General features: G+C 57.0%; 8 protein-coding genes. 5 read left to right on the top strand and 3 right to left on the bottom strand.

Annotated elements, in window-relative coordinates:
• From asnB to FJ419_RS10845, 3 genes are read left to right on the top strand one after another with little or no spacing between them, the layout of a single operon-like run.
• Nucleotides 1-1,995: an asparagine synthase (glutamine-hydrolyzing) gene (gene asnB / locus FJ419_RS10855; protein WP_140691244.1), complete on the top strand. Its 1,995-nt coding sequence runs from the start codon at nt 1-3 to the stop codon at nt 1,993-1,995.
• 1 nt (nt 1,996) lies between these two features.
• Nucleotides 1,997-4,210 (top strand): exopolysaccharide transport family protein, encoded by a 2,214-nt coding sequence (locus FJ419_RS10850; protein ID WP_140691239.1) that lies wholly within the window; start codon nt 1,997-1,999, stop codon nt 4,208-4,210.
• A 27-nt stretch (nt 4,211-4,237) separates the two neighbouring features.
• Nucleotides 4,238-6,463, top strand: a complete 2,226-nt coding sequence (locus tag FJ419_RS10845; protein WP_140691235.1) for a lipopolysaccharide biosynthesis protein — start codon at nt 4,238-4,240, stop codon at nt 6,461-6,463.
• A 318-nt stretch (nt 6,464-6,781) separates the two neighbouring features.
• On the opposite strand, the gene FJ419_RS10840 is transcribed toward FJ419_RS10845, so the two are convergent.
• Nucleotides 6,782-7,849 carry an NAD-dependent epimerase/dehydratase family protein gene (locus FJ419_RS10840; protein WP_140692411.1) on the bottom strand — a complete coding sequence of 356 codons (1,068 nt, stop codon included), beginning with the start codon at nt 7,847-7,849 and terminating at the stop codon, nt 6,782-6,784.
• Between the two features lie 240 nt (nt 7,850-8,089).
• Nucleotides 8,090-8,773 (bottom strand): helix-turn-helix transcriptional regulator, encoded by a 684-nt coding sequence (locus tag FJ419_RS10835; RefSeq protein WP_140545355.1) that lies wholly within the window; start codon nt 8,771-8,773, stop codon nt 8,090-8,092.
• Between the two features lie 477 nt (nt 8,774-9,250).
• Between FJ419_RS10835 and FJ419_RS10830 the strand changes: the two genes are divergently transcribed.
• Nucleotides 9,251-10,777 carry a sensor histidine kinase gene (locus tag FJ419_RS10830; RefSeq protein WP_246679177.1) on the top strand — a complete coding sequence of 509 codons (1,527 nt, stop codon included), beginning with the start codon at nt 9,251-9,253 and terminating at the stop codon, nt 10,775-10,777.
• Here the strand turns inward: FJ419_RS10830 and FJ419_RS10825 are convergent.
• On the bottom strand, nt 10,774-11,445 hold the full coding sequence (locus FJ419_RS10825; protein WP_140630533.1) for a response regulator transcription factor: 672 nt from the start codon (nt 11,443-11,445) through the stop codon (nt 10,774-10,776). The genes FJ419_RS10830 and FJ419_RS10825 overlap by 4 nt on opposite strands.
• A 649-nt stretch (nt 11,446-12,094) precedes the next feature.
• Here FJ419_RS10825 and FJ419_RS10820 point away from each other — a divergent pair.
• Nucleotides 12,095-12,817 carry an NDP-sugar synthase gene (locus tag FJ419_RS10820; protein WP_140691225.1) on the top strand — a complete coding sequence of 241 codons (723 nt, stop codon included), beginning with the start codon at nt 12,095-12,097 and terminating at the stop codon, nt 12,815-12,817.
• Nucleotides 12,818-12,847 lie beyond the last annotated feature (30 nt).

Genomic DNA, 12,847 nt, shown 5'->3' with positions numbered 1-12,847 from the left:
ATGTGCGGAATCGCCGGGATCCTTCTTGCGCCAGACTCGCCCAGCACAAGGCCGCTCGCAGCTATAGCGCAGATGACAACAGCCCTCTGTCACAGAGGGCCCGACGGCGAAAGCTTCTGGAAAGATGTGGAGGCTGGTGTCGCTTTCGGCCACAGCCGCCTGGCAGTCGTGGATTTGTCGGAAACCGGCGCCCAGCCCATGCGCTCGGACAGCGGCCGGTACATAATCACCTTCAATGGGGAGATATATAATTTTCGGGACTTGCGCCGAGAGCTTGAGAACGCCGGCCACACCTTTCGCGGGACATGCGATACGGAAGTTGTGCTTGGGGCCGTGGAGCAGTGGGGGCTCGAAGCTGCGCTTACGCGATTTGTCGGCATGTTCGCGTTCGGATTGTGGGACGCAAAAACGAGAACTCTTCATCTGGCCCGCGACCGGATGGGAGAAAAGCCGATCTACGTCGCCCCGACCCGCCATGCCCTGGTTTTTGGCTCCGAACTCAAGGCCATTCGGTGTTTCCCGGGTTTCCGTCCGGAACTCAATCCCAGCGCCGTAAGGGCTATGCTGTCGCAGGGTTGGGTGCCGGACGACAGTTGTATCTGGCGTGGCGTTTTCAAATTGCCGCCGGGATCGGCCCTGTCCTTAACTGCAGCGGATTTCGCAAAAGCGCGCCGTACGGGAACCGTTCGAAACAAAGTTCGATTCTGGTGGTCGTTGGCAGACGTCGCCGCGACAGGCCGGCAAGACCCGATCGTCGGCAGCGACGAAGATTTGACGAATGAACTCGATCGGCTGCTTCGGCTTTCTGTTCGAGAGCGCATGTGCGCGGATGTGCCGCTCGGCGCCTTCCTGTCGGGCGGCGTAGATAGCTCGACCGTAGCCGCGCTAATGCAGGTCCAATCCCGAAAATCTATTCGCACTTTCACGATCGCCTTCGGGGAGCATGGATTCGATGAAGCTCCTCATGCTGCAGCGGTCGCCCAGTACATAGGCAGCGATCATACAGAGCTGCACCTTTCCCCCGCTTCCGCACGCGATGTCATTCCGGAATTGCCCAGTGCCTGGGACGAGCCGTTCGCCGACGAATCGCAAATCCCCACCCTGCTGGTGGCGCGACTTGCTCGCCAGCACGTCACTGTGGCGCTGACGGGCGACGGAGGCGATGAATGTTTCGCCGGTTACGCTCGCCATCTGATGGCGGCGCGAGCAAATCGGCGTCGTCGTTTGCCTTCTTCGCTGCGTGGTTCAGTTGCCGCAAGCATTGGGCTTGTGGCGCGCGCCACCCGTTACGATTTTTTTGGCAGGCTGCCACTTTCAGCGCTCTTCGGCCATGCGTTGCGCGGTGATCGGCTGGAGCGATTGGCTCAATTGCTCGCCGCTTCGGACCAGGAAGAACTGTACCAGCGCCTGGCAGGGTCATCGACGACAAGCCTGACCCGATTTGGCCACCGGGCGTCAACTCGCCGAACACCGCGACTCGACGATTTGCTGTCCCGGCTCCTCTACAACGATATGGCAGGATATTTGCCGGGCGACATCCTGGTGAAGCTGGACCGAGCCAGCATGGCGAACGGGCTGGAAGGCCGCTGCCCGCTGCTCGACCATCGCGTCGTTGAATTCGCCTGGCGGCTGCCATCGGATGCAATGGTTCGCCATGGACGAGGCAAGTGGCTGCTTCGACAGTTGTTGCACCGCTACGTTCCCCGGCGGCTGATAGATAGGCCTAAGCAGGGCTTCGATGTTCCGATTGCGGTCTGGTTGACAGGACCGTTGCGCGCATGGGCGAGTGACCTGTTTGCCGACATGCGCCAGTCAAGAGATGGGCTTCTGGACATCGATAGGGTCCAGACGTGCTGGCGCGATCATGTCAACGGAAAGCGGGATCATTCCCGGGATCTTTGGGCAACATTGATGTTCCTGGCATGGCGCGCCGACGCCAACCGGCTTCCAGTGCCCGCGAAACAGTCGCGCATGCTTGAGATGACGGGAGTTTAAAATGGAAGGTTCGATAGCTAGGCGAACGAAGCTACCGCGCAACACAGAGATGCGCGTCGAAGTGCGAGAGCCCAATCCGCGCATGCGGCGTCCGCTACGTGACCCTCGAGAAGACCTGACCCCTTTCGGCCAATTGTTGGTTACCTTGGCGGCGCGCAAATGGTTTTTGGTCGCAATGGCTGTTTTGGGCGGTGCGGTTGCGGGTCTAGCCGGCTTCGCCAAGCCGGCGTTGTATGAGGCCACCACGCAAATCATCGTCGACGGTCCGACCAGAAGCGCTCCTCAGCCGACGGGCGGGCAGGATATGCTCGATACCAGCATTGACAACCATCTGACGATGCTGGCCTCACAATCTCATCTGCGTCGGGTAATTGACGCAATTTATAAGGCAACGCCCGATCGGCAGGCCAACCTCAATGGCGCCGCGGCGCAAAACGCTGCTTCCCCCGCCAAATCGCAATCGTTTGCAGGTGCATTCTTGGCCGGGATTTGGCCGGATCACGCCGACATGACCCCAGAGGGCAGGGAGGCCGCGAGGCTGAAGGCGTTGAGGCGCTACGTCAGGGTCGGGCAGGAACTGCGATCGCGAGTCATTACCATCGGCTTTACCGATCCGGATCCCGTCCGGGCGGCATTCGTGGCCAATACATTCGCGCAAGTGTATGTCCAGGATCTCGCACGGACTGCTCAGGCCGCTGATAGGTTGGAGCTCGCATCCGTCGTCGCTGCGCTGCCTGGCGTGCAGTCCGATCTCGCGCAAGCGACCGACCGCCTTGAAAAATACCGGCTAAGTCACGGGACTGTCGACCAGGGTGCCGTTGACAATGCTGTCCGCGACACGGCCGAGCTTAATCAGCAACTGTCATTGTCTCGCGCAAACCTGTCCACAGCCGAGGCCCGTGTTCAGCATATTCAAGAATTGCAACGGTCCGGCGCCACGAACGCCACGCTTGCGAGCGCAATCGGATCGCCGACGCTGAGCGATCTAATAGCCCGGCAGAGCGGCGCCGCGGCCAATGCGGATCTGAATGTTGCCGTCAAGCGCGAAATCGAACAGAGCATCGAACGCATCAAGTCGGAAGCCGACATCTATCGCGCGCAGGTTTCCGCTCTGGAGGCGCGCGAAAATGTGCTTGACGCGGTCGTAGCCGACACAGCAGGCAGGCTTTCCGGGCTTCACGCATTGGAGCCGGCAGTCACCATATTGACGCAGCGGTACAATGATCTTCTGAACAGGCAACAGGATTTGAGGAACCGCATCGCGGTTCCGTCTGCGGGAGTTTCGATAATTTCGGCGGCATGGCCACCGAGTAACCCGAAGAGCCTTTCACCGATCTTCCTTATCCCGCCGGGTATGGTCGTATTCGGCCTCATCGGGGGCGTCTTGGTTCTCTTGAAAAGTCGCATGAGCCGCACAATGCGCGGTGAGGCTGAGACAGAAGCAGCGCTCGGCTTCCCTGCCGTTGGGCTATTGCCCAGGACATCAAGAGCGAGTGCCAAGCGCTTGCAGACCCTCACTCTAGGCCAGAAAAATTCCGCCTATGGCCGCGCTGCATTGTCCCTATTGATCAATGTGGCCCCCGAACCGGCCCCGGGACGATCGTCGCAGATGATGCTCGTCACTTCCAGCGATAAGGGTGATGGGAAAACAGAGCTGGCATGGAGCCTGGCGCTCTCGGCCACACGCCTGGGCAGCAATGTCCTGTTCATCGACCTTGACCCGCAGGATAAGCAACTGACCAACGACTTTGTGCGCGAATTCAGCATTTCCAAGCCGCATAAGTCGTTTGCGGATTATGTGAAGGGCCGCTGCGAGTTAGACGAGGCTGTTGTGAGCATGCCCGGTATCGGCATCGATTTCATGGCCGCACCCATAGTTTCGGACGATCTTTTGAAGCTGTTGGTTGACGTCGATGTGCCGCGACACTTCGCGGACAAGCTGGGCGCCGTGTACAATCTTGTCATTCTCAACGGGCCGCCAGGGTTGCACGGTCCGGAATCCCGACTGCTCAGCAGTTGGGCAGATGCCGTTATCTTTGCTGTCCGGTGGGCCAAGACACCGCGCAGTGTCGCACGCGGCATTCTGGAATCGCTGCAGCCTAATGGTTCGAGATCCGCTCCGGTAGGGATTGCTCTCACTGGAGTAAATCTCAAGCAGCACGCCAAATATCATTTTGGGGACAGTGGCGATCTTCTGCTGTTCGGAAAACGATAAGGCACTCAAGCCCCTGGGTCGCAAGAAATGATTATCGAACTCTTTGGACCGCCTGGAGCTGGCAAAGCAGTCTTTGCCCATGCGCTTGCCAAATCGCTGCGCGAGCAGGGCTACGCTACGAAAGTGGTCTTCAGTCACAAAGCAAGTAGAAGGTCAAGAAGTGTAGATCTTGGGATATTTACGTTTATTTATAGAGTATTTTTTGCAATATTCTCAACTGCAAAACTGTTTATATACACGTCGGACTTGATAAAATATCTGTCGATCTCGTCGTCGATGCTAAAGGCGATTGAGCCAAGGAAATTTATTTGGCGAGCTCGGGTCTGGCAAAAAATCATAAACCTTTCCAGTCGTTGGGATCAAGCGCGACAGTGCAGAGAGATTACAATATTCGACCAAGGGTACGTGCAAGCTGTTGCGTCACTGTCGATTTTTCACGGGTGCGTCGACAACGTTGCGATTGCAAGAGCGCTAAAGGTCACTCCTACCGCGGATTTTACCTTGCGAGTGGTATTGCCTCGTGCAGCAGCCGAGGCGCGGTTGCGGGAGCGGATGATGCAGGCGGCTCCGGCCGAACGCATTCTCGATGCGGATTTCGAAGCGAGCATGCGAGCTTTCGGAGTGTTTCAAAATATCAATGACATCCTTGTGGCAACCGACAGGAAAACAATTTCCGTCGAAACTCTCGACGACCGATCGTTGTCGAAAAGCGTTGAACTCGTCAGCCGCAAGATCGCCTTCAAGATGGCCCGCGATCAGGTCACTCCCATGTACCGACATCAAGTTGTCCGCTCATCGCAACCGCTGACGGTAGACAATGCCTACCTTGATGACGGCGTGGATACCATCACAATACAGAACCCCCTAAATTCCGCAGCTGGAAACGACGCGGTAACGCTCGGGAAGGAAGAAATAAACCGTAGCCTGGGCTATGCCACTGTTTTTGCACTCATGATCTATGTGGCTGGGGCAGGTCTAACCAGCCTGGCGCAATTGCTGATTGCTCGTATCGTAGGCTCTACCAGCTATGGTATCTACTCCTACGTCCTTTCAACCACATCGGTGCTCGCATATCTCGCAACCCTTGGCTTCAACGTATCGTTGTTGCGCTTTGTATCCGCCTACAGGGCCCAGGGGCGCCTGGATCTGGCCCACGGCATAATCAGATTTGCCTTTCAACGCTCGTTGGCAGTGGCGTCTCTATTCGGCTTGGCAGGGGCGACCTACATCTTTCTGTCTTCGTCCTCACACAACAGGGAACTTGAGATCAGCCAGCTCTTGGGTATGGCCGCCGTTCCGCTGGTCACGACTTCAGCCTTGGGCGCGGCTCTCATCCGTGCCTTCGGCGGCGGCGTTTCTGCCCTTCTGCCAGAACGCATTGTGCGTGATGGACTGCTGCTCACATTGCTAAGTGCCGCCGCCTTGTCCGGTTCGTGGACTCTGAATGCACCGTTGGTCATGCAAGCGGTGCTGACGAGTTCGGCCGTAACAGTCGCATTCGTCTTTGTCCTGTTAGCAAGATTTCAGCCGCCGGGTTTGCGACATGCCGAACCTGCCGATGCGTCCAAGGATTGGTGGTCGGCGGTCCCCCCCATCATGCTGATGGCGGGTCTCGACGTCTTCATCAACAGAGCGGGTGTAATGGTGCTCGGCTGGACCGGCCACATACGCGACGCAGGCATTTTCGCCCTGGGGCTCAATGTCGCATTGCTTGTCGGTCTCTCGTTGGTGGCCGTCTCTACAATGTTTTCGCCGACGGCAGCTACGCTTTACGCAAAAAATGACCGAAGAGGTTTGCAAGAGCTGTTTTCACGAGCTGCCCTGCTTTCTTCCGGTGCCGCAATAGCAATGGCAATCCCGTTGCTCTTGATCGTTCGGCCGCTTTTAAGCTGGTTCGGTGAAGATTTCGGAACTGGAGCACCGATCGCGCGGGTGCTGATGCTCGGCTACGTATTCGTGGCCCTGTGCGGACCGCAGCTTAATCTCTTGACCATGACCGGAAACGAATGGGCGGCCGCTGTGACGATGATCCTCGGGGCAGCTTTCGGTGTCGTCGGCTGTGCCATCGGAGTAGAGATCTACGGTCCGCTGGGCGCAGCAATAGGGCTGGCGCTTGCCCTGGTCGTATGGAACGTCGCCATGGCGATTTATATTCGCAGGCGACTTAAGATCACGCCCGGACTGATCTACGCGATTACGTCCTTTAACAGCCGCACGGTCGAAAGCACCCAGCGGACTTGGTTCTTGCGCTGACTTGATGCTCTGGGATTGGTGACCGGGATACCCGTCAAACCTTTTGTTGAACCCCACCAGCCATCGGTCGAGGCGTGACACACCCCGGCTGGCGCGATGTGATCCATTCTAATGCAGGCATCAAGGTGCGTGCGGACGGGCGGCTTGCGTGCCGGCGTCTCGCTGAGGCGCCAAACGAGAAAGACGCAGAGAATGCCTCGTTCTTGCCGATCAGCGAGGCGAGCGCGTTGAGAGAGATCGCCGACAGAGCCGCACCTTCAGGCGACGCCAGTGAGCTGACCGCGCGGGTCTGAGTGAGCAGCGCGAACTGCCGGCAATCTACGCTGACACGAGCGTTTGTTGCTCCGTCTCGGAGGCCGTCGCGCTTCCATGAAAGTGTCGATACCATTCGACGAAACGGGCAACGCCATCCTGGAGCGTGGTCGCCGGCGCGAAGTCTACGGCCCGGCGAAGATCGCCTACATCGGCGCGTGTCTCGAGAACATCACCTGGAGGCAAAGGCACATCCCTCCTGAGAGCTCTGCGACCTACGGCTGTCTCTATAATCGCGATCAGCCTATTGATCTCTTCTGGCTGGTCATTGCCAATGTTGTACAGGCGATAGGGGGCTGAGCTGGTAGCTGGATCAGCTGCGCGACCGTCCCAATTCTGGTCGGCACGCGGTGGCGTTGCGAGTATTCGAACCACCCCTTCGACGATATCGTCGATGTAGGTAAAATCTCGCCAGACACGGCCGGCATTGGACACCTCGATCACGCGTCCTTCGGCGATGGCGTGGGTAAACGCGTAGACAGCCATGTCGGGCCTGCCCCATGGACCGTAGACGGTGAAGAACCGCAATCCTGTCACCGGCAAGCCAAATAGATGACTGTACGAATGCGCCATGGCTTCATTCGAGCGCTTGGTGGCGGCATAGAAGCTTATTGGATGGTTAGCGCCGCCATGTTCGGAAAAAGGTACGGTTTGGTTGGAGCCGTAAACCGAACTAGATGAAGCGTAGACCAGATGCTTGATGTCGAAGTGCCGGCAACCCTCTAGAACATTGAGAAACGCCACGATGTTGGAATGAACATAGGCATGCGGGTCGACAAGGGAGTAACGCACGCCCGCCTGGGCAGCCAGGTGGACGACATACGATGGTTGAAAGTCGGAGAACAAAGCTTGCACCAACAATCGATCCGCCAGATCCATACGCATCGGAGTGAAACCTGGCTCGGCGCAGAGGTGCGCAAAACGCGCTTCCTTGAGCTTTAGATCGTAGTAGGGCGTGAAATTATCCACGCCTATGATCCGCGCACCGTGACGCAAAAGCCGCGACGCCACATGAAACCCGATAAAGCCTGCGGCGCCGGTGACTACAATAGGACCTTTTCGTGCCAGCTGCATAACCGCCATGTCCGGACTGGATCGACCGGATTTCGTCCCTGTTGAACGGGATTTGTCAGGTTGTGCGTCAAGCACGCCCGTGGTCTTGGAATTATGTCCGGCCATGACGAATTGCCCCGCTTCGAAATTTTTGCATCGAGATCGTCGGCTATATCTGGATCAGGCAGGAATGCGCTCGCACAGACGCAATGCCAAACCAACATACCGGACATGCGCCGCCTCGCGGTCGAGGCGGCACTATCACGGCAATACGGAAATTCGTCCGAGCAGAGCTACCAGTTCACCCTGGCGCTTAGTTTCAGTTTTGGCAAACAGCGAGGCAAGCTGGGATCGGATCGTGGTGCGGCTCAGATGCCAGCTGCGGGCGATTTCCAATGGTGCGTCCCCTTGAGCTAACCTCATGGCAAGCTGAGTTTCAGCGCTCGTGAGGCCGAACATCTTTTGCAATGTCTGAGGATTAGCCGAGGACCGGGTCTCCCGGTCCAACAATGCTACGATACTTGTTCCGTCGGGCGCAATCACTCCGCCCTCATTGAGTATCACCGGCCGATCGTCAGTGGTGCGGATCACCACCCACGACAACGAACCTGGCAGGAAGTTGGTTGGAACGTTCGCGACCAGCCGCCTCAGCGCAGCCGTAAGCTCCGGAGCCGTGCCGGCCGTCTCACCCTGTCGTTCAAAGGTGCTTTGAGCGGCAGTGTTCCACTCCACCACCTTTTTCTCGCGATTGAGGACCAGGAAGCCACAGCCAATGCGGTCCAGCATGCCGGTGACGGATTCCAGGCTCCGGCGCTTTGACGCGCATGCTGTACCCTGCCTGTCCGACGTGTAGCGTGCCAGGCGAGCAACACTGCCGTAAGCAGTGCTCAATTCAATATGACGCTTATTCGCAACGGTGTCGTTGTGCCTATCGATGAAAGACATTGCCTTCCCACCCCTGTTGGCCGAAAACCGCTAAGATCTCCAATCGTTACGCTTGACTCTCAAAACAGATGCCTCTGCCAAAAACCTTTGATCCCAGAGGTTTGCAGCGGCTTCTTCATGCACTCTTACAATGAGTCCAGCGAACCGGACGCTCTTCGTAAATGATAGTAAGCTTGGATTTGAGGGCCGCAATCCGGCTGTGGTATTAGATCAGGCGGCGGAGTTCTAGGCTCGACGGACTAATCCGAAAGTTGTAGTCTGCGGGATATGGGGCTGCATCTGCGTAGATTGGTTTCGGCCTTGAAGGGCATCTCGCTAGCTCACATGGCTTCCATGTTGGTGCTAGTTGTCACACTAATATTCGTAATAACAAACTTAATTCATACGGAAACTGAAGCAACCTTCATATCATCTATTCCAGCTATAATTGTCGCTGCATATCTTGTTGGGCGTTGCGGAGCAATCATTGCGACCGTCGTGACAGTCGCCGCCAGCCTCGGGGCCGAACGACTTCTGCGCGGTTCAATTCCCGCAGAGGACTGGCCGCGAGCAATCTTTCTCCTGGTTTCCGGCTTTATGATCGCCTTCATGTTCCACCGCTTGCGGCAGGACCTTAGCGAGGCCCTGGAGGTCGCCGAAATTCGATTGGCCGCCGTCGAGGCAACCGAAAGCCGCTTCCGTTCGGTGTTCGAGCGTGCGGCCCTGGGCTTTGCGAACACGAATGAAAGAGGCGAGCTTCTGCAATCCAACAAACGTCTTAGTGAACTGACGGGATATACCGAAGCCGACCTTGCTCAATTTCCGCTTGCGCAACTTGTTCATCCCGATGATCGCGACAGCGTTGTTGAAGCGCTTGCCGATCAAGGCAAGTCCGCGATGCCATTCGATATGGAAGTCCGATTGAAGAAGAAGGACGGTTCCACATTCTGGGCTCGCCTGAACCTATCGTCGTACCGTTCCGACGGCCTCCTTTCAGAGAGCGCGATCATCGTTGTCGATGACATCTCGGAACGACGGACGGCGCGCGAAGCGATCCGGGTTCAGAAGGAGCGGCTTGATCTGGCGCTTTCGGCGGGGCGGTTGGGAACCTGGCAAGTCGACCTCAAAAGCGGCGTTGTCACGGGTTCCGACAAATTTTGGGAAATCTTAGGTCTGCCGCGCGCCACCAGTCGGCCGATAGACGAGCTAGCTGCCGTCGTCTATTCCGCGGACTGGCCAAAGCTTGCACTTCCCAAAGAATCCGGCGCGACCACGAATTACGACGTCGAGATTAGGGTGCGACGATCGGATGGACTTATTCGTTGGGTCGCTCTGCGCGGACGGGAGGAGCGGTATCACGATCAGCAGCTGCTGATCGGGATAGCAGCTGACCTGACTGAACGTCGGCAGACCACGCTTTTGCGCGCCACGGTCAGGAGACGGGACCGTATTTTGATCGAACAGCGCCATCGATTCAGCAATCTTTTCGCGGTCGTGATAGCGCTGGTCAAAATGGTTAGTGCTCCGGAAAACAATGTCATGAAGTTCAAGGAGGACCTAATCGATCGGATACGAGCGCTTGAAGTCACGCATATGATGATCTCCGGCCGCACCGCCAGTTCGGTATTGCTCCGGGACCTCGTGGTCCAGGAACTGTTGCCCTACATGGAAACGCGAAAGATAAAGACCCATGGCCCTGACGTCATGATGTCAAGCGGCGCTGCCGAAACCTTCGCAATGGTTGTTCACGAGCTTACGACGAACTCCGTCAAACACGGCGCGCTTGGCGGTTCCCGAGGGCGCCTTGAGGTTAGATGGGCTGATAGTGGAGAAAGCGATGACGTCGTCTTCGATTGGATAGAATCGGGAAGACGCAGGAAAGCCAAGAACATCGGCCATGGGATTGGTTCGATGATATTGGGCGTCAATACCGCGCCGCTTATCGGCCATGCCTCGAAGCTGGAAATATTTGAAGGCGGTCTACGATATTCGCTGCGGTTGTCTCGACGTGAAATCGCGCCCTAGTCAGTATATTTCGAACGCCAGTTTTGTAGCGCGACGGCTGCCTCGGTGCGGTTGCGTACTCCCAGCTCACGCATTACCGCAGCGGCGTGGATTTTTGTCGTTGCTTCGGAAATGTCCAAATCGCGAGCTATCTCCTTGTTTGAGAAGCCTTCCGCCATCAGCTTGAGCACGTCACGTTGCCTTGAAGTCAACTTGCTAAGGCTGGCCGCTCCCATCCGCCGTTGGGTCCATGCCCTTGCCGATTGGGGTGCGTGTGACCCGGGACCCCCGGAAGGCCGGGACAACAGCGCCGGAACATAGATGCGGCCTGCCAGAATCTCGCGCACTGCCGACACCACTTCCTGGTCCGTCTGAGATTTCACGATATAGCCGTGCAGTCCGATCGATAGGGCTTTCAATATTTCCGCTCGTGAATCATTCCCGGAAACGATTGCAAAACGGGTGTCCGGATACGCTGACAAAAAGTCGCCGAGCACTTGCTGGTTGAACAGTCCCGGCATGTTCAGATCCAGAATGGCAAGATGGATGTCCCGCTCAGCCAGGACACTGGCAGCGGCATCAAAACATCCAGCTTCGAATATCTCCAGTTCCGGGAGCTCGGCCTTGAGCGCCAAACTTAGCCCACGACGATACAAACCGTGATCGTCCGCAATGACGACTCGATACATTTGCATTCCACCCCAACGCAGGCCCTACAAAGCGGGCCCTGAAACGCCTAATGCGGCTAAACGATCAATCGGGGAACGGCCTTGGCGGTGGCCAACCACTCGTCGAACGCCCAGAAATCCGCATCACTTGCGCGCCGTACCGCTAATATATTCCTCTATGGCGGAAAAATCTCTTTCTTTTTTCCGAGGACCGTTCAATCGGCCAGAATCGCACCGTCTCTGCCTTTGTCAGAACGCTAATGTCGCGATCATGCGTGTCTATGGCCAATTACCAAAATTCCATGTGGCATCAGCTGTTTGAGCGGTAGCGAGACGTAAATTCCAGCAGGTGGATTCTGAGGTCCGCACTGGGGCATTTGAAGGTCTCGTGGCTAAGCAATTTTGCAGATGCAGGTCGGCATATTCGGCGCCATCGTGCCTCGCGGCGGACGGGGGCGGACCGGCCTAGTCGCTGAACCTGCGGAGGCAATGGATTGGTGCCATTCGATTGCACGACGACATCCTTCGAACGCTCACATACCGTTCCCCATAAGATGCTCGGGACGGACACGTAGCGACTTTTCTATCCGACCCACCCTGGTCGAAAGAGGTCTGAACGCGTCTACCCAGGCACCAACCATTGACGCGGCGATGAACTATGGAGGATCGGATGAAAGCGGTTATTCAATGCGGTGGGATGGGAACACGACTTCGTCCCTTTACGTCGGTGTTGCCGAAGCCGCTGATGCCAATTGGTGCCCGGCCCGTGCTCGAGCTGCTTCTCAAGTGGCTGCGACGCAATGGCATTGAAGAGGTCTACATCACGACTGGGTATCTCGGCCATCTCATCCGCAGCGTGTGCGGCGATGGTTCGCAATGGAATCTGAAAATACGGTACACTCAGGAGATGGAGCCGCTGGGCACCATCGGGCCACTGTCGCTTATCCGAGATGAACTGACCGAACCCTTTATCGTGCTGAACGGCGACGTTCTCACCGATCTTAGCCTCAGCCGATTCACAGCTGCCCACCGCAAGCACAAGGATCCGGTGACCATCGCTACCGCCAACCGTCTTATCAAGATGGATTTCGGCGTCATCGACGAAGTCGACGATGCAGTGCAGATGTTCCGCGAGAAGCCGACGCTTTCTCATCTCGTCAGCATGGGCATCTACTGCATGAATCCGGATGTTCTGAATTTTATTCCCTCCGGCATTCCATTCGGATTCGACGACTTGATGCTGCAGATGATGCAGCAAGGCACGGTCGTCCATGTCTACAAGCATGAGGGACTCTGGCTCGATATCGGCCGCGTCGACGATTTCCAGAATGCTCAAGCCATTTCCTGGGAAGAGCAGTCGGCTTCGATCGAAGTCGCGGCAGCGGCTGCCTGACAAACAGCGAGAAACTCAAACACGAATGAT

It is taken from the genome of Mesorhizobium sp. B2-6-2 (genome assembly GCF_006440615.1).
Lineage (GTDB): Bacteria > Pseudomonadota > Alphaproteobacteria > Rhizobiales > Rhizobiaceae > Mesorhizobium.
The sequence above is the reverse complement of the archived record's forward strand: the minus strand, read 5'-3'. Positions and strand labels throughout refer to the sequence as shown.

What these genes read in the sequence shown, in the direction of transcription:
- asnB (WP_140691244.1), top strand. Translation starts at nt 1, where the DNA reads ATGTGCGGAATCGCCGGGATCCTTCTTGCGCCAGACTCGCCCAGCACA.
- FJ419_RS10850 (WP_140691239.1), top strand. Translation starts at nt 1,997, where the DNA reads ATGGAAGGTTCGATAGCTAGGCGAACGAAGCTACCGCGCAACACAGAG.
- FJ419_RS10845 (WP_140691235.1), top strand. Translation starts at nt 4,238, where the DNA reads ATGATTATCGAACTCTTTGGACCGCCTGGAGCTGGCAAAGCAGTCTTT.
- FJ419_RS10840 (WP_140692411.1), bottom strand. Translation starts at nt 7,849, where the DNA reads ATGCAGCTGGCACGAAAAGGTCCTATTGTAGTCACCGGCGCCGCAGGC.
- FJ419_RS10835 (WP_140545355.1), bottom strand. Translation starts at nt 8,773, where the DNA reads ATGTCTTTCATCGATAGGCACAACGACACCGTTGCGAATAAGCGTCAT.
- FJ419_RS10825 (WP_140630533.1), bottom strand. Translation starts at nt 11,445, where the DNA reads ATGTATCGAGTCGTCATTGCGGACGATCACGGTTTGTATCGTCGTGGG.
- FJ419_RS10820 (WP_140691225.1), top strand. Translation starts at nt 12,095, where the DNA reads ATGAAAGCGGTTATTCAATGCGGTGGGATGGGAACACGACTTCGTCCC.